General features: G+C 61.7%; 15 protein-coding genes. 9 read left to right on the plus strand and 6 right to left on the minus strand.

Annotation, left to right across the window (positions count from 1 at the left end):
• Positions 1-100: 100 nt before the first annotated feature.
• From LQK84_RS23520 to LQK84_RS23535, 4 genes are all read right to left on the minus strand, one after another.
• On the minus strand, positions 101-1,474 hold the full coding sequence (locus LQK84_RS23520) for an MATE family efflux transporter (protein ID WP_230831238.1): 1,374 nt from the start codon (positions 1,472-1,474) through the stop codon (positions 101-103).
• Between the two features lie 197 nt (positions 1,475-1,671).
• The gene (ypfJ, locus tag LQK84_RS23525; protein ID WP_230831239.1) at positions 1,672-2,589 is read right to left on the minus strand and encodes a KPN_02809 family neutral zinc metallopeptidase; all 918 of its coding nucleotides are present in this window, start codon (positions 2,587-2,589) and stop codon (positions 1,672-1,674) included.
• Positions 2,590-2,663: 74 nt separating this feature from the next.
• Positions 2,664-3,311 carry a glutathione S-transferase gene (locus LQK84_RS23530; RefSeq protein ID WP_230831240.1) on the minus strand — a complete coding sequence of 216 codons (648 nt, stop codon included), beginning with the start codon at positions 3,309-3,311 and terminating at the stop codon, positions 2,664-2,666.
• Between the two features lie 11 nt (positions 3,312-3,322).
• The gene (locus LQK84_RS23535) at positions 3,323-3,868 is read right to left on the minus strand and encodes a DUF2306 domain-containing protein (RefSeq protein WP_230831241.1); all 546 of its coding nucleotides are present in this window, start codon (positions 3,866-3,868) and stop codon (positions 3,323-3,325) included.
• Positions 3,869-3,960: 92 nt separating this feature from the next.
• Here LQK84_RS23535 and LQK84_RS25290 point away from each other — a divergent pair, with 92 nt between their 5' ends.
• Entirely contained in the window at positions 3,961-4,821 is an 861-nt protein-coding gene (locus tag LQK84_RS25290; RefSeq protein ID WP_230831242.1) for a LytTR family DNA-binding domain-containing protein, read from the plus strand.
• Between the two features lie 70 nt (positions 4,822-4,891).
• Here LQK84_RS25290 and LQK84_RS23545 read toward each other — a convergent pair whose 3' ends face one another.
• Positions 4,892-5,818 (minus strand): DMT family transporter, encoded by a 927-nt coding sequence (locus LQK84_RS23545; RefSeq protein ID WP_230831243.1) that lies wholly within the window; start codon positions 5,816-5,818, stop codon positions 4,892-4,894.
• A 97-nt stretch (positions 5,819-5,915) separates the two neighbouring features.
• Entirely contained in the window at positions 5,916-6,428 is a 513-nt protein-coding gene (locus LQK84_RS23550) for a MarR family winged helix-turn-helix transcriptional regulator (RefSeq protein WP_230831244.1), read from the minus strand.
• Between the two features lie 140 nt (positions 6,429-6,568).
• Here LQK84_RS23550 and LQK84_RS23555 point away from each other — a divergent pair, with 140 nt between their 5' ends.
• The 8 genes from LQK84_RS23555 to LQK84_RS23590 all read left to right on the plus strand — a co-directional run bounded on the left by LQK84_RS23555 (position 6,569) and on the right by LQK84_RS23590 (position 17,761).
• Positions 6,569-8,098, plus strand: a complete 1,530-nt coding sequence (locus LQK84_RS23555; RefSeq protein ID WP_442967009.1) for an MDR family MFS transporter — start codon at positions 6,569-6,571, stop codon at positions 8,096-8,098.
• 197 nt (positions 8,099-8,295) lie between these two features.
• Positions 8,296-11,778, plus strand: coding sequence for a carbamoyl-phosphate synthase large subunit (carB, locus tag LQK84_RS23560; protein WP_230831245.1), 3,483 nt, complete (start codon positions 8,296-8,298; stop codon positions 11,776-11,778).
• Between the two features lie 128 nt (positions 11,779-11,906).
• Positions 11,907-13,073, plus strand: coding sequence for a DUF2235 domain-containing protein (locus LQK84_RS23565; RefSeq protein WP_230831246.1), 1,167 nt, complete (start codon positions 11,907-11,909; stop codon positions 13,071-13,073).
• An 80-nt stretch (positions 13,074-13,153) separates the two neighbouring features.
• Entirely contained in the window at positions 13,154-14,056 is a 903-nt protein-coding gene (gene ppk2 / locus LQK84_RS23570; protein WP_230831247.1) for a polyphosphate kinase 2, read from the plus strand.
• 229 nt (positions 14,057-14,285) lie between these two features.
• Positions 14,286-15,053: a GGDEF domain-containing protein gene (locus tag LQK84_RS23575; protein WP_230831248.1), complete on the plus strand. Its 768-nt coding sequence runs from the start codon at positions 14,286-14,288 to the stop codon at positions 15,051-15,053.
• Positions 15,054-15,192: 139 nt separating this feature from the next.
• A complete protein-coding gene (locus LQK84_RS23580) occupies positions 15,193-15,969 on the plus strand; it encodes a DUF930 domain-containing protein (protein ID WP_230831249.1) in 777 nt (258 codons plus the stop codon).
• A 236-nt stretch (positions 15,970-16,205) separates the two neighbouring features.
• Positions 16,206-16,682 carry a transcription elongation factor GreA gene (gene greA, locus LQK84_RS23585; protein ID WP_230831250.1) on the plus strand — a complete coding sequence of 159 codons (477 nt, stop codon included), beginning with the start codon at positions 16,206-16,208 and terminating at the stop codon, positions 16,680-16,682.
• A gap of 20 nt (positions 16,683-16,702) precedes the next feature.
• Positions 16,703-17,761, plus strand: a complete 1,059-nt coding sequence (locus LQK84_RS23590) for a glycosyltransferase family 4 protein (RefSeq protein ID WP_230831251.1) — start codon at positions 16,703-16,705, stop codon at positions 17,759-17,761.
• The last annotated feature ends 130 nt before the right edge of the window (positions 17,762-17,891 follow it).

Here is a 17,891-nt window from a genome sequence, read left to right on the forward strand (position 1 = left end):
TCAATAGACAAACAGGCAAACAAACAAAACGCCGTGCTCCTGATGGAGGCACGGCGTTTCTGTTTTCAACGACGATCTGGACTGGCCTGCCGAAGGCCGATCAGGCGAGCCGGTTGCGGCTCGCAAGATAGTAGAAGCGCCCATTGAGCGCGACCGAGGCCGCGGCCAATCCCAGCATGAAACCATACCAGATGCCGATCCCGCCAAAGCCGAGCGGGAAGGCAAAGGCGTAGGCGCTCGTGAAGCCGATGCCCCAATAACTCGCGATCGCCAGTACCATCGGCACGGTCGAATCCTTCAGCCCGCGCGCCAGCCCGGCGCCGATGGCCTGCAGGCCGTCAAACAACTGGAAGGCACCGGCCACGATGATGAACGGGCCAGCCGTTGCAATGAGTTCCGCCGCATTGCTTGAAGCCGGATCGACGAAAAGCCGCGCAAGCGATTCTCTTTCCACGATAAACAGGATGCAGCTGGCCAGTGCGAAACCGGTGGCAAGCAGCACCGCAGCGCCCCCTGCCCGCATGACGTCAACCCGCTTGCCCGCGCCCGCGGCAAGCCCCACGCGGACGGTCGCCGCCTGCGCAAGACCCAGAGGCACCATGAAGGACATGGAGGCAAACTGCAGCGCGATGCCATGGGCGGCAAGCTCGACAGTCCCGATCCAGCCCATCATCAGCGAGGCCACGGTAAAGAGGCTCACTTCTGCCAGCACCATCAGCCCGACCGGAATGCCCAACCGCACAACCTCGCCGAGCGCCTGCCAGTCCGGCCGCCAGAAGCGCGCAAAGAGACTGTAGGCCGCCAGCGCCGGCACGCGCTCGATATAGATCACCGCCGCGACAAAGCCGAACAGGTTGACGCCGGCAGCCACATAGGCCGCCGCCTTCATGCCGAGCGCCGGCATGCCGAAATGGCCAAGCACGAAGGCATAGGCAAAGACGGCATTGAGCACGAGAACCGCCACCGTGACATAGAGGATGATCGACGCACGCTTCAGGGCGCTGAGGAAGGACCTGAGCACCATGAACTGCAGCGCCGGAATGATACCGAAGCCCGCAATGTGCAGATAGGACGCGGCAAAGGCCGCCACATCCGGCTTCTGTCCAAGGAGGAGCAGGATCGGCTCCGAATAGATGAAGAGCGGGAGGCACGCGAGCGAGAAGGCGAGCGACGCCCACATGCCCATCCGGATTGCGCGACGCACGCCGCGCTCGTCGCCGACGGCAAGCGCATGCGTCGCCAGCGGAATCGCCGCCGTCGAGAACCCGCTGCCGAGAATGAAGATGGTGAAGAAGAACTGCGAGGCCAGCACGATCGCCGCAAGCTCCGCCGTTCCCAGATGACTGATGATGAGCACGTCCGTGGTGTTGATCGCCAGCTGCGCGATCTGCGCGCCAATCAGCGGAGCACCGAGCAACGCCGTATCCGCCAGATGCCGGCTCCAGGAGCCGCCTGTTTTCAATGCCTGTTCCATATCGAATCTCTGGCGCTTTATCCTGTCTGCCGGTCAGGAAAGCGCCAAAAGCAGCCCGGCAGCGTCAAATTTGGGCGGAACCTAGCCTAAAAAAGCGGCAAATGGCACCCCGGAAAAGTACCGCGTTCATCAAATTTCTTGATGGAGGGCAAATCCGGGCGAATGGGACAAGCCCGTTCGCCCGGTTGTTGATGCGCTCAGATCGCCCCGCTGAACGTGTCGCAGGCCGAGAGTTTGCCGGTATCGAAGCCGCGCTGGAACCACTTCATGCGCTGCGCCGACGTCCCGTGCGTGAAGCTGTCGGGCACGACATAGCCCCGGCCCTGCTTCTGCAGCGCGTCGTCGCCGATCTGGTGGGCGGCATTCAGCGCCTCCTCGAGGTCGCCGGATTTCAGGATGCCCTTCTGCTGGCTGAACTTGCCCCAGATCCCGGCAAAGCAGTCAGCCTGCAGCTCGACGCGCACCGACATGGCATTCGCCTGCGTTTCGCTCATCTTGGCGCGTGCCTGATTGAACTTCGGCAGGATGCCGAGCAGGTTCTGGACGTGATGGCCGATCTCATGCGCGATCACATAGGCATCGGCGAAGTCGCCGCCTGCCTTGAACTTCTGCTGCATCTCCTGGAAGAAGTCGGTGTCGAGATAGACCTTGCGGTCGGTTGGGCAGTAGAATGGTCCGACCGCAGGGGTGGCCTCGCCGCAGGGCGACACCCACTGACCGCGATACATGACCAGCTTCGGCCGCTCATAGGTCTTGCCCATGGTTTCGAAAATGCCGGTCCAGGTGTCTTCCGTATCCGCCAGCACCTGCGAGACGAATTTCTTCATCACCTCGTCCTGCGCGGTGTTGGAGTTGTTGCGGCTCTGCGACTGGCTGTAGTTCGAACCGACCTGCCCGCCGGGCTCACCGGAGAGAATCTGCAGCAGGTCGATGCCCAGAAACAGCTTCAGCGCGAAATAGATGACAGCAAAGATGATGATCGTGCGGAAGGAAAAGCCGCCTAGCGGAATGCCGCCCGGGATGGAAAAGCCACCGCCCCGCCCGACCGGCCCGCCGCCGGACTGGTCGCGCACGTCCTCGATATTGTCGGATTCCCGGCGTCCGTTCAGATCCATGGAGCTCCCCTCTCTTCACCGCTGGATTCCCTTCTATCTGAATTCAGCGGCGCGGCAAATCAAAGGCTTGGAAATCAGCTGACCTTTTCGGCGGCGCGCTGGTAGGCCGGTCGCGTCTTGATGGCATGGAGCCACGAATTGATCGACCGATAGTTCGGCCCCAGCCCGGCCCGGGTGATCGCCGCCTCGACGGGGAAGCTCATGATGATGTCGGCGGCGGAGAATTCCGAGCCGGCGAACCAGCCGTTTTCCGAAAGCTCCGCTTCCCACAGATCGGCATTGTCCTTCAGCTGCGGATCGAGCATGCGCCGCATGATCCCGCCGCTGATCGCATTGGCAAAGGGCTTCATGAAGAAAGGAACCTGTTTCGGGATCATCCCGAAGATCAGCTTCATGACCAGCAGCGGCATGGCCGTACCTTCGGCATAATGCAGCCAGTAGGTATAGGCGAGACGTTCCGGCGTGCGGGCCGCCGGGACGAGCCCCTTGGGATCGTATTTTTCCAGGAGATATTCAAAGATCGCCCCGCTCTCGGCAATCACCAACCCATCGTCTTCGAGGACCGGCGACTTGCCGAGCGGATGCACCTTCTTCAATTCGGCAGGCGCGCGATAGTCGGGACCGCGCTTGTAGAACTTGATCTGATAGTCGAGGCCAAGCTCCTCGAGCAGCCAGATCAGCCGGTGGGCACGCGAATTGTTGAGGTAATGGACGATCAGCACATGTTTCTCCGTCAGGCATTTTCTATCGATCGGACGTTGCGAGCGCGACGCGGCACGGACCTGAACCGCGTGACATACATCGTATAGGCGTAACCGAGCGCGACGACCACTCCGGCAGCCACAATCGAGTGCCGCACCGCTTCCGGTGTCGCACCGGCCGAACCGCCGAGAAATATCTCGTTCATCAGCCGGCCCGGCCAGAAGGTAAAGATGCCCGCACCGAATATTCCGCCGATATAGGCACTGATCAGGGCGGATTTATGCGCCCTGACATTACCGCGGCGGATTTGCCAGATTGCCGACGCACACGAGACGATTACGACGACCGAAAGAAGATGGATCGGGCTGAAATCACCCCACATCCGGATTTGATGGATGAAGAAGGTGGAAATCGCCGTCATGACCATCAGCAGCATCCAGATGCGCCCCAGCAGCTTGTGGCGCGGTGTGCCCTTTCGGGTCAAAAGCACATAAGCGCCGAGAAAAGCCGCCGGCACGACGGTCAGAACGTGAAACTGTACGGCGAAAGATGCGTCGAGAAGAGGCTGCAGGTTCATTTGGCTGTCTCCGGGGGATTGCAACTGGTCTCCGCTTCGTCCAATTGTTTCCGCCGATCAAATCTGCCTACGCATGTTGAAGAGGCCTATACGTGAACGGTGGCAAATTGCATTCCGCGCTTCGCGAACTGCAGGACTTCGCAAGCTCCAGAAATTTCTGGATCGTGCTTGCCGCTATCGTTTTGTTGTTCACGGCCATCGGCCCCTTCGGGACCGATCATTTCATGGGCGTCCTGCCGCGCTTCGGCTTCTGGCTGGTGAACATGTTCGTCGGCACCTGGATCGCGATCGTCTTCGTGGTGTTCGCCGAACTCTATCTGGATCGCTTCATCGCCCGGCCCTTCGCGCGCATGTTCGTCGGGTCGCTTCTGTCCTGCCCGGTCATCGGGTTGACATCCATGCTCGTGGTCTACTCCTGGCGCGGACCGGAGCCGTCCTGGGCGCGCTATCTGGAAAACACGGCACAGGCCCTGCCCATCGGGATCGTCTTCACGCTGATCTTCTGGGCCTCGATGCGTCATGAGAAGCAGATCAGGCTCGCAGCCGAAGGCGCCAGCCCGGACGGCTTGGCAACGCAATCTGCCCTGGCTGCGGGTGTCGTTGCAGAAAGCCGCGAGCAAAAGGCAATCTCCGAGCCCCCGCCATTGCTGTCGCGGCTCAAGCCGGAAAACCGCGCCCCCATCCTGCGCCTGTCGGCAGAGGATCACTACACGCACACGGTCACCACCCGTGGCCGCGAACTCATCCTCATCCGCTTCTCCGATGCACTCTCCGAACTCGGCGACACGGTCGGCACGCAGATCCACCGCTCGCACTGGATCGCCTGCGCGGCCTTCGACGCGCTGCTGACGAAGGATGGCAAGCTGATGGCAAGACTGAAGGACGGAACAGAGCTTCCGGTCAGTCGCAGCTTCGCAAGCGAAGTGCGGGCGAAGGTCTCAAGCTGGTCCTGAGACCGGAGCAGTTACACCAGGAGCGCATCAGGGCTTTGCGTCCGCAACAGCCTAGCCGCAACCAGCTTCGTCAGGCGGCTTTCGGCCGTGCGAGCCAGATGCCCCAGAGGATGATCATGCCGCCGCCCGCCTGCAGGAGTGAGACGGGCTCGCCGAGCAGGATCCAGGCGATGATGGCCGCAGCGATCGCCTCCAGAAAGATCACCAGCGAGGAGAAGACCGTCGGCAGCCGACCGAGTGCAACGGAAAGCAGCCCCTGCCCGCCGGCATGGCTGACAAAGGCGAGCGTCAGCAGGATGCCCCAGCCATAACCGCTCTTCGGCAGGATATGCGGCTCCATCACATAGGCGACGACAAAGAGAAGCGCTGCCGTGATCAGGCTCATCTCGAAGGTGACGCGCGCCGCGCCGCTCTTGAGCCGCGCCGCACCGACGGCGAGGAAATAGAGACCGAAGAAGACGCCCGTCACGATGCCCATGAGGTCGCCCAGGGCACGGGCCGGATTGAAGGCAAGGCTCTCCGCCACAAGCGCCGCTCCACCGACGAGGCAGAGCCCCAGCCCGACCAGCGTCATGCGGCTTACCCGCTGGCGCAGCAGCAGCCAGCCGAAGATCACCACCCACAGCGGCGCCATTGTGGCGAAGAACGTGCCATTGGCGATGCTCGTATGCATCACCGTCAGGTGCCAGAAGAACAGGTCGCCGGAAAAGGCGAGACCGGCGAGGATCGTGGCAAGCGGGAACTTGGCGCGCGGCGCATCCGGCCGCTGGCGCTCCTCCTGCCACATCCAGAACCAGAGCACCGGCAGCGCGAGGAAGACCCGCCAGAACGCACTGGCATAGGGCCCGACATCGGCGAGCCGCACCAGCGACGGCGAAATGCTCATGGCGAGTGCTGCCGCGATCATCGCAACAAGGCCGAGCGCAAAGCCGGCCGGTCGCGCCGATGCGGTTGCGACGGCGGGAGTTTCAGGCTTCGGCGAAGCGTCTATGGTCATGGAGGCGGGCTTTCGGGGAAATTGATCCTCGCCTTCTGGCAGAATCGCAGCGGCAAGGAAACGTCTTTTTCAACCGCCCCGGAGGGAGAGCCTAGAATCACACCTCGGAAGACTTGGCCCGGGCCTCGAATTCATCGACGAACCTGAGATAAAGCCGGCCGAAATGCCCGATATCTTCCGGGCTCCAGTCGGCGACGATGGATTCGATGAGATCGCGCTTCACGCTCTGCGCCTCGCGGAAATAGGCGCGCGCCTTGTCGGTAAGTTCGACGACCGCGCGGCGCGCGTCGGCCTGGGACACCGAGCGGATGAGGAATTCGCCCTGCACCAGCTCGGAAATCAGCCGGCTGCTGCGCGACGGGTCGACATGCATCATGTCGGCGACAGCCCCCACAGTCACCTCCCCGTTTTCCGAGATCCGCCGCACGGCCTCGATGACGTCAAGATGCGACAGTTCGAGCGTCGGCGCGGCGCGCTTCATCGCCATGCGGCCGATGATGCGACGGCCAATCATCAGCCGCATGCGCGACATGGCCTGACCGATCAGGGCGATGTCGGCATCCGTTTCTGACTTTGCGCGGTCAGCCGCGTGTTCCGCTTGGGCGCTCATGGAAAAGGCAGGTCCTCCTTGTTTCGATCAGGCATAACAAATTTGTTTGCATTTGTCACGCATATGAATTTGACATTTGTTTGCCATAGGCACATAAAAGTCCAACTCACCTTGAGCTACTCTATCGAGATTGCCTTGTCATGCACAACCGTATGAAGCCTGCCCCCGCAGAGGCCGAAATCCAGCACGATGCGCCCATGGCGCTCGACCACAGGCGGCGGCTGATCGTCTTTGCCTTCCTTTTGACAGGCGTCTTCATGGCAACACTCGACAACCAGATCGTCGCCACGGCCTTGCCGACCATTGTCGGCGAATTCGGTCAACTGGAACGCTTCGGCTGGGTGGGCTCGGCCTATCTTCTCGCCTCCAGCGCCGTCATGCCGCTCTATGGCAAGCTCGGCGATCTCTTCGGCCGCAAATACGTCATGATGGCGGCCGTCTTCATCTTCACGCTCGGCTCCGCCACCTGCGGCCTGGCCGTGTCGATGGACACGCTGATTGCCGCGCGCGTCTTGCAGGCGCTCGGCGGTGGCGGCATCATGGTCTCGATCTTCTCGATCAATGCCGATCTCTTCGAGCCGCGTGAACGGGCAAAATACCAGAGCTATTCCAGTCTCATGCTCATGCTCTCCAGCGCCGTCGGACCCGCGCTCGGCGGCGTGATGAGCGACCTGTTCGGCTGGCGCTCGATCTTCCTGATCAACCTGCCGATCGGCATCATCGTGCTTCTCGGCATCGGCGCCATGCTTCCCTACAAGCGCCCGCACCGCAAACCGAAGATCGACTACCTCGGCGCGATCCTGATTGCCGCGGCCATCGCAAGCTTCGTGCTGTGGGCCGACAGTTCGGAACTCTTCGGTGGCCTGCTGGCCCCGCAAAGTCTTGGAATCCTCGGCATCGGCGCACTCTGCATCGTCATCTGGATCCAGGTGGAAAAGCGCGTCGCCGAACCTGTCGTGCCGCTCAGCATCTTCTCGAAGTCCACCGTCAACCTGCTGCTCGTCTTTTCCATGGCCAGCGGCGCCATCGGCATCGGCCTCTCGACCTATTTCGCACTCTACCTGCAGTCCGCCGTGGGTCTCACGCCAACCAATGCCGGTCTCTTCTTCATCCCGCTGACCGGCGGCATCGCCCTCGGCTCGCTGACATCCGGCCGCATCATGTCGAAGACCGGCCGCTACAAGATCTTCGCCGTCGTCTCCGGCGTGTCCGCTGTTCTGGCCTTGACGACCATCGCCTTCCTGCCGCTCTCGGCCCCGCTCTGGGCGATTGCGCCGCTGCTGCTGATCAACGGTCTCGGCATCGGCGTCGCCCAGCAGGTCCCCGTCCTTGGCGTCCAGAACACCGCCGACAAGCGCGATACGGGCGCGGCAACGAGCGTCGTGACGCTCACCCGCATGGGCGGCGCCTCAATCGGCATCTCCGTCTATGGCGCGATCCTTGCCGCCAGCGTCGCGCATCTGACCGTCCCGATTCCCGGCGTCGATGATATCGAGAAGCTGACCCCGAAGGATGTTTCAGGCCTTCCGGAGGCGACGCGGCAGGCGATCGCAGGCGTCTACCACAACGCCTTCCACCCGCTCTTCCTCACGGGTGCAGCAATCGGACTGGTTGCATTGATCTGCGCCATCAGTCTGAAGAACGTGCAGCTTCCAGTGAAGAAGGACTAACACGGCTCCCGATTTCTCAGTCGAGACTGTGGTCACCGCACGAAACTTTCCCCCGGAAACCGCCATTTTCGGGGTTGGTTTCCATAAAGACATTCCCTATAAGGCCCACCTAGCCTTTAAGTCACGAAGTCTGCACCCGGCCCGGTCCCGAACCGTCGCCGGCTTTTGATGCAGGCCAAAAATATGGAAATGACGCCATGCCGAAGCGCCAAGATATCAAATCGATCCTCATCATCGGCGCGGGGCCGATTGTCATCGGTCAGGCTTGCGAATTCGACTATTCCGGCACGCAGGCCTGCAAGGCGCTGAAGGAAGAGGGCTACCGGGTCATTCTGGTCAACTCCAACCCGGCGACCATCATGACCGATCCGGGCCTGGCGGATGCGACCTATATCGAGCCGATCACCCCGGAAGTCGTCGCCAAGATCATCGCCAAGGAGCGCCCGGACGCGCTGCTCCCGACCATGGGCGGCCAGACCGCGCTCAACACCGCGCTGTCGCTGAAGCGCATGGGCGTGCTCGACCGCTACAATGTCGAGATGATAGGCGCCAAGCCCGAAGCCATCGACAAGGCCGAAGACCGCGCGCTCTTCCGCGAAGCCATGGAGAAGATCGGCCTCGAAACGCCGAAGTCGATGCTGGCCAATGCCACCGAAATCAAGAATGCCGACCGCAAGACGCATGAGGCGGCGCGCGCCAAGCTCCGCGCCGAACTCTCCGGCGACGCGCTCGACAAGGCGCTGGATGATCTCGAAAACCAGTGGAACCTCGGCGAGACCGACCGGAAGCAGCGCTACATCAGCCACGCCATGGCGGTTGCCGCCCAGGCGATCGATGTCGTCGGCCTGCCCGCCATCATCCGCCCGTCCTTCACCATGGGCGGCACCGGCGGCGGCATTGCCTATAACCGCTCGGAATTCTTCGACATCATCGGCTACGGCCTCGACGCCTCGCCGACGACCGAAGTGCTGATCGAAGAAAGCGTTCTCGGCTGGAAGGAATATGAGATGGAAGTCGTCCGCGACAAGGCGGACAATTGCATCATCATCTGCTCGATCGAAAACATCGACCCGATGGGCGTCCACACGGGCGATAGCATCACGGTTGCCCCTGCCCTGACCCTGACGGACAAGGAATACCAGATCATGCGCAACGCCTCGATCGCGGTTCTGCGCGAGATCGGCGTTGAGACCGGCGGCTCGAACGTGCAGTTCGCGGTCAATCCCGAGAACGGCCGCCTCGTCGTCATCGAAATGAACCCGCGCGTGTCGCGCTCGTCGGCTCTGGCCTCCAAGGCAACCGGCTTCCCGATCGCCAAGATCGCCGCCAAGCTTGCCGTCGGCTACACGCTCGACGAACTCGAAAACGACATCACCGGCGGCGCAACGCCGGCCTCCTTCGAGCCGTCGATCGACTACGTCGTCACCAAGATCCCGCGCTTCGCCTTCGAGAAGTTCCCCGGCGCTTCGCCGGTTCTGACGACCGCGATGAAGTCGGTCGGCGAAGTCATGGCAATCGGCCGCACCTTCGCGGAATCGCTGCAGAAGGCGCTGCGCGGTCTCGAAACGGGCCTGACCGGCCTCGACGAGATCGAAATCCCCGGCCTCGGCGATGGCGACGACAAGAACGCAATCCGCGCCGCCATCGGCACGCCGACCCCGAACCGTCTGCGCCATGTCGCCCAGGCGCTCCGCCTCGGCATGACGGAAGAAGAAGTGCATCAGGGCTGCAAGATCGACCCGTGGTTCATCGCCCAGCTGAAGAACATCGTCGACATGGAAGCCCGCGTGCGCGAGCACGGCCTGCCGGAAGACGACCAGAACCTGCGCATGCTGAAAGCCATGGGCTTCTCCGACGCGCGCCTTGCCTCGCTGACCGGCAAGACGGCGAAGGAAGTCGCACATCTGCGCAACCGCCTCAATGTCCGCCCCGTCTACAAGCGCATCGACACCTGTGCGGCCGAATTCGCTTCGCCGACGGCCTATATGTACTCGACCTACGAGACGCCTTTTGCAGGTGCCACGCGCTCCGAAGCCGAAGTCTCGACCAGAAAGAAGGTCGTCATCCTCGGCGGCGGCCCGAACCGTATCGGCCAGGGCATCGAATTCGACTATTGCTGCTGCCATGCCGCCTTCGCGCTGAAGGATGCCGGCTTTGAAGCCATCATGGTCAACTGCAACCCGGAAACCGTCTCGACCGACTACGACACCTCCGACCGCCTCTATTTCGAGCCGCTGACGGCCGAAGACGTGATCGAAATCCTGCGCGCCGAGCAGGAAAACGGCGAGCTTGTCGGCGTCATCGTGCAGTTCGGTGGCCAGACGCCGCTGAAGCTTGCCGAAGCGCTGGAAAAGAACGGCATCCCGATCCTCGGCACCGCGCCCGACATGATCGACCTGGCCGAAGACCGCGACCGCTTCCAGAAGCTTCTCCAGAAGCTCGACCTGACGCAGCCGAACAACGGTATTGCCTATTCCGTCGAACAGGCCCGCCTTGTTGCCGGCGAGATCGGCTTCCCGCTGGTCGTGCGCCCGTCCTATGTTCTGGGTGGCCGCGCCATGCAGATCCTCCATTCGGAAAGCCAGCTCCAGTCCTACCTGCTCGACACGGTTCCGGAACTCGTGCCGGAAGACATCAAGGCCCGCTATCCGAACGACAAGACCGGCCAGATCAACACGCTGCTCGGCAAGAACCCGCTTCTCTTCGACAGCTACCTGACCAACGCCATCGAAGTGGATGTCGACTGCCTCTGCGACGGCAAGGATGTCTTCGTCTCGGGCATCATGGAGCATATCGAGGAAGCCGGCATCCATTCCGGCGACAGCGCCTGCTCGCTGCCGGTTCACACGCTCTCCGACGAAATGGTCGATGAGCTGGAGCGCCAGACGAAGATCCTCGCCAAGGCACTCAATGTCGGCGGCCTGATGAACGTCCAGTTCGCGGTCAAGGACGGCACGATCTACATCCTCGAAGTCAACCCGCGCGCCTCGCGCACGGTGCCCTTCGTCGCCAAGACCATTGGCGCACCGATCGCCAAGATCGCTGCCCGCATCATGGCCGGCGAAAAGCTGGACGAGGCCATTGCCGCCTATGGCCAGAAGCCGAACCCGCGCGCGCTGAAGCATATCGCGGTCAAGGAAGCCGTTTTCCCGTTTGCCCGCTTCCCCGGCGTCGACACACTGCTCGGCCCGGAAATGCGCTCGACCGGCGAAGTCATGGGCCTTGACACCGACTACGCGCTGGCCTTTGCCAAGTCGCAGCTCGGCGCCGGCGTCGATCTGCCGCGTGACGGCGCCGTCTTCGTCTCCGTCCGCGACGGCGACAAGGACCGCATCCTGCCTGCCATCCGCATCCTGGCCGATATCGGCTTCAAGGTGCTGGCAACCGGCGGCACGCAGCGCTTCCTCGCCGAAAACGGCATCGAGGCGATCAAGATCAACAAGGTTCTGGAAGGCCGCCCGCATATCGAGGACGCCATCCGCAACCGCCAGGTCAGCCTCGTCTTCAACACCACCGACGGCAACAAGGCGATCTCCGACTCCAAGTCGCTCCGCCGCGCCGCGCTGATGCAGAAGGTGCCCTACTACACGACCATGTCGGGCGCACTGGCAGCCGCAGAAGCCATCCGCGCGCTGAAGGCCGGCAACCTCGAAGTGCGGCCGCTGCAGAGCTATTTCTGAGAATAGCCTTTTCCGGCCGCAGCGCGACAAGCCGCTGCGGCCCGGTCCCTTTGCCGCCGGAACATAACCCCTGATTGCAAATTGGGATAATTCCACTACTATCCTCCCTCATCATGAGGGAGGAGATCATGGCAAAGAACATCGTCATCCTGCTCGACGGCACGTCGAACCAGATCAACGGCGAGCGCACCAACGTTCTGAGACTCTATGGCTGCCTGAAGAGAAACGAGACGCAGCTGGTCTTCTACCAGCCGGGCGTCGGAACGTTCGGCAACCTGGGCTGGTGGTCCTCGCTTCGCTCGAAGGCATTTATCCTGATCGGTCTGGCGACGGGCGCCGGGATCGATGACAATGTCATGGAAGCATATCGCTTTCTCGTCAATCGTTGGGAACCTGGAGACAATATCTATGTCATCGGCTTCAGCCGCGGCGCCTACACAGCGCGCCTTCTGACGGGATTCATCCGGGTTTTCGGGCTCACGAAGCCCGAGCAGGATAACCTGGTTCGCTATGCATTCAGAGCCTACAAGAATTTCGGCTTCACTGCTGAAAGCAAGCGTTTTGATGACGAGATCGAACACTATCAGAAGGTTCTGCAGGGCAAACCGATCCGTGTGGAGTTCCTCGGCCTGTGGGATACCGTTGCCTCGGTCTTCGATCGGAAGTCCCGCTTCCCGTGGCTGACACTGAAGCAGAAGGCCTACACGAACAAGAATGACCGCATCAAGACGGTGCGGCAAGCGCTGGCCATCGATGAACACCGGACGATGTTCCAGCCCTCGCTCTGGACGCCGGATCAGAAATACCAATACTGGTCGTATGAAAAAAATGGCTTCGACACTGTGCCGCAAGACTTCAAGGAGGTCTGGTTCACAGGCTGCCACACGGATGTCGGAGGCGGCCAGCCTGAGCAGAAGAGCGCGCTCGCGAAAATACCCCTGGAGTGGCTGTACCGCGAAGCCTGCGACAGCGGCATCAAGGGCGACGATGTCGTCTTCGACTTGCTTGCAAAAGGCATCGGGGACAATAGTGGTCATTATGTCCCGCCGTCTCCCACCGGGAAGATCAACGAATCCATGAACATCGCCTGGGCGATCGTGGAATTCTTCCCACGCCGCATTCTCAAGACGTCGCTCAGACTTTGGCCAAGACTGGGACGATTCTACCTTCCGATTTTCGACCGGCGGAAAATCCCTTCAAAGGCGGTGATCCATCCCTCAGTCGACATCAGGATGAAACAGATGCCCGACTACAGGCCCCGAAATCTTCCCGGCGACCATATGTTCGGGTCCTGAAGCATCATCGGCGCAATCTGTCACAAGTCCTTCACAGAACCCTGCTTCTCTCCGGCAAAACCGCCGCAAGGATTTGACGAATGCAATATGACCTCGAACGCATCAAGACAGAAATTGCTGACAGCTTCGACGAAGAGCTGGAAATGCAGATGGACGAGGATCAGCTTGACGAGCTTGTCGTCGACGGAATGACGCATGAGACGGAGCCGACGCTCGATCGCAAGATCTACTTCCGCGAGCTCTTCCGCCTGCAGCACGAGCTGGTGAAGCTTCAGGACTGGATCCAGCACAAGAAGCTGAAGGTCGTGGTGATCTTCGAAGGCCGCGATTCTGCCGGCAAGGGTGGCGCGATCAAGCGCGTGACGCAGCGTCTCAATCCACGCGTCTGCCGCGTCGTGGCGCTCCCCGCGCCCACCGAGCGCGAACGTCACCAGTGGTATTTCCAGCGTTACATTCCGCACCTGCCGAGCGCTGGCGAAATGGTTCTCTTCGACCGCTCCTGGTACAACCGCGCCGGCGTCGAGCGTGTCATGGGCTTCTGCACCAAGGACGAGCTGGAAGAATTCTTCCGCTCCGTTCCGGAATTCGAGCGCATGCTCGTCCGCTCCGGCATCATCCTCATCAAATACTGGTTCTCGATCACCGACGAGGAGCAGGAATTCCGCTTCAAGATGCGCATCCACGATCCGCTGAAGCAGTGGAAGCTCTCGCCCATGGACCTGGAAAGCCGCGTGCACTGGGAAGACTACACCAAGGCCAAGGAAGAGATGCTCGACCGCACCCACACACCCGAAACGCCCTGGTGGGTGGTCGAGGCCGTCGACAAGAAGCGCGCCCGCCTGAACTGCATCGCGCATCTCCTCAAGCAGATCCCGTACGAGGAGGTCCCGCGCCCGACGATCGATCTTCCCGAGCGCGTCCATCATGACGACTACTACCGTATGCCGGTTCCAGACGACATGTACGTCCCGAAGCTCTATTGAGCACCTGAACCGGAACGGCACAGGATACGTCGCTTCATTACTTCGGAGTTAACACCCCCGCGCAGAATTTAGCCCGCTGTTAGACGTTTCTTCAGCAGACTTGATTTATAACAAGTCAGACGGGATCGCAGCGGCTTCAGGCGCTGCGATCCCGCATGTCCGGCCAAAGCAGGAATTCCCCTGCCCGGCTGACGCGGGGAACACGTTCTTGAAGGCAGCCAAGCTAGGCATGCGGGATTACACAATTGTCGTGGCGGCGACGCTGGCCTTCACGGCAGCGGCGACGTGCGTCACCTTCGCCATCGACTTCAGCAACCTGATGTCGGAAACAGGCGATCAATTCTGGGGCGATGTCCGCAGTGATATTCTCAACCCCATCTGCATCGGCGGACCGACATTCTTCTACCTGTTTGCCAAGCTGCGGCAACTGGCGCTGACGCGCAAGGCGCTGGAACGCCTGGCATATACCGACAGTCTCACCGGCATCTTCAATCGCCGCGCCTTCCACAATGCGGTCGAACCCGTCCTCCTTGCCGACACACCGGTCGCGGCGGCGATGATGGTCATCGACATCGATCATTTCAAGAAGGTCAACGACACATTCGGCCACCACGCCGGCGACGAGGCGCTTGTCGCCGTCACCGAGGCGATCAAGGCCTGCCTTGCAAGCGAGGATGTCTTCGGGCGGATCGGCGGCGAGGAATTTGCCGTCTTCACCCGCTGCGCCACGCCCGGTCTGGCGGCCCTCCAGGCCGAAAAACTGCGCGCCGCCGTCGCCGCATCGGAATTCGGCATGACGCTTCCCGACTCCGGACTGTCCGTCAGCATCGGCGTGGCCTTCAGCGATGTTGCGACCAGCTATGAGCAACTCTATCGCGAGGCGGACGCCTGTCTCTACGAGGCAAAGCAGTCCGGCCGAAACCGTGTCGTTGTCACCTTCCGCGACGGCCACCGCAGCCTTGACGGAAACATGTCACCCGCCTTAGGCGTCGCCTGAAAGCGCGGACGCGGTTTCCGCCAGAGCCTTTCCAACGAAATCGGATACGCCGGCAGCACGCCCTCCCAGTCTGAAAAAGGAAAGGCGGTTTCCATCTTCCCCGGAATTGCCCTTGCATCCAAAATCCGGCGCAGTATCGATGACGACACCGAAAGTGACCGGTGACGGCAAAGGCAGAGAGGCGCAATCCGTGCAGGCGAGGAAGGATTTTCGCTCCGGTCTTGCCGCGTCGATTGCCATTCACCTTGTCGCGCTTTTCTGTCTCCTCCGGTTCAGCCCGGCCCCGGTCGAGGACATGTCCGAGCCAATCGTTTCGGTCACGATAGTTCCGCAGGCCACAGCCCCGGAACGCCCAAGCGCCCCCGAGCCCTCCTCGCCAGCGGACAAGGCGGCAGAACAGCAGCAGCCATCGCCCCCATCGGAACGGCAAAGGGATGCAGTGGACGCGCCTGCGCCAACACCGACACCAGCGCCGCAAACAGCACAAGCGCCGGACAATGCGCCGACGCCTCCGCCACAACCCGATCCCGCACCGACGATGAAGGAGGCGAGCGCATTCTACGCAGCCACCATCCTCGCCAGGCCGGAAAACCGCTCCGCCCGCGACGCGCTCAGGACATTGTCGCCCGCAGAGCGCAACGAACAGCTCTGCGATACCGAAGCGATGGAGCAGATCCGCCGCGCCGATACCAGGATGCACCCGGACCGGCTGATTGCCTATGCCCTCCAGAACACGGAAGTGGATGGCGACCGGCTGCATGCCCCCGGTGCCGCCTTCCGCAGCGCCCATCGCTGGTTCCGCCTCGCCTTCGACTGCACACTTGATGCGAAGCGAAGCGCCGTGACAGCCTTTCGCTTTGCCATCGGCGAACCGATCCCGTCGAGCCGATGGAGCGACCTGCAGCTTGAGCGATGAGCCCCCCAAGCATTTGTTCTCAAAGCGCCTTTGAAACCGAGGGAATGCGTGTCACAGATTTTCCTCGCTTTTTCGAAAGGCTTTCTGTTATATTGTTTTCCGTTTTGAACGGTTCCGTTGCGTGAAGCTCCGGGGACCGTTTTATTTTTGTGCCGCGCCCATCAAAAGACGTGGAAACGACAAGACATGCGGCCGCATGGTTGACCCCATGCGTCAGCGACGGGAAGGAAATGGAAATGGTCGAAAAAGTTCCGATGACCCAGTCCGGCTATGCCAAGCTCAGCGAAGAGCTGCGCTGGCGCCAGCAGGAAGAACGCCCCCGCATCATCGAGGCGATCGCCGAAGCGCGCGCCCATGGCGACCTGTCGGAAAATGCCGAATATCACGCCGCCAAGGAAGCGCAGAGCCACAACGAGGGCCGCATCGGCGAGCTTGAGGACTATATCTCGCGCGCCGAGGTCATCGATCTTTCCAAGATGTCCGGCACCAAGATCAAGTTCGGCGCCACCGTGAAGCTCGTCGACGAGGACACGGAAGAAGAAAAGACCTACCAGATCGTCGGCGACCAGGAAGCCGATGTGAAGTCCGGCCGCATCTCGATCTCCTCGCCGATCGCCCGCGCCCTCATCGGCAAGGAAAAGGGTGATAGTATCGAGGTCAACGCGCCCGGCGGCTCCAAGGCCTACGAAATCCTGAACATCACCTGGGGCTGATCCGCCCGGATATCAAGACAGTGCCAAAGCTTGCGACCGCCGCCGAAACCCGCGTCATTGCGCCGAATTTCAAGCGGCGGCTGTCGGGCGTCACGTCGACGATCGTCCAGCTCGTTCCGGAACAGAACCGCCAGGGCCAGCACGTTGCCGTGCTTGGCCCCGGCCTTCCCGACCACCTGCCGCATCTCGGCTGGCTTGACCTCTTCAGGCTCTGGCAGAAACCGGCAGGCGGCGGCAAGCGCATCTGGCACGCGCGCCGCAACAACGAAATGCTCTTCGGCCTGCTGCTGCGCGACGTGTTGCGCATGCCGATCAGGCTGCTCTTCACCTCCGCCGCCCAGCGCCACCACAGCAGCTATACCCGCTGGCTGATTGCGAAGATGGATGCCGTGGTCGCCACAAGCGCCCGCTCCGGCTCCTATCTCAAGGTGCCGCATACGGTCGTCTCGCATGGCGTCGACCTCGCGCTCTTCCATCCGCCGGAAAATGACAGCGACACGATGGCCGCAACCGGCCTGCCCGGCACATATCTCATCGGCTGCTTCGGCCGCGTGCGCCAAAGCAAGGGGACAGACCTTTTCGTCCGCGCCATGGTCGAGCTGCTGCCGCGCTATCCCGACTGGACCGCCATCGTCACCGGCCGCGTCACCGCCGACAACAAGGCCTTCGCCGCAGCGCTGGAAGCCGATATCAAGGCTGCGGGACTGGAGGATCGCATCCGCATCCTCGGCGAGGTGGATGACATCAAGCCCTGGTATCGCCGCCTCACCCTTTACGTCGCCCCGTCCCGCAACGAGGGCTTTGGCCTGACCCCGCTCGAAGCCATGGCCTCGAAAACGGCCGTCGTCGCCAGCGACGCCGGCGCCTATGCCGGCATGATCGAGAACGGAAAGACCGGCGAAATCGCCCCTGCCGGCAACTACGAGACGCTGCGCGATGCTATCGCCAAATATCTGGCTGCTCCGGCGTTTGCGGGAGCGCATGGCGAAAATGCACTGACCGAAGTCCGCTCCCGCTTCGACCTCAAGGGCGAGGCTGCAGCGCTGGGCGCGATTTATGAAGAGCTGGCGAAGGACTGAAAAGCGCGCCCCATCCGTCTCCCCCCTTGTGGGACCATTGCATAACTCGCACTTGTTGGGATTTTGAGGATTGAAGACGCAGCTTTTCGAGCCCGGTTGTTGATTTTCCGGGCTTTTGGGTTGTTCTTTG

The organism is Rhizobium sp. C4 (assembly GCF_021026315.1).
Lineage (GTDB): Bacteria > Pseudomonadota > Alphaproteobacteria > Rhizobiales > Rhizobiaceae > Ensifer_A.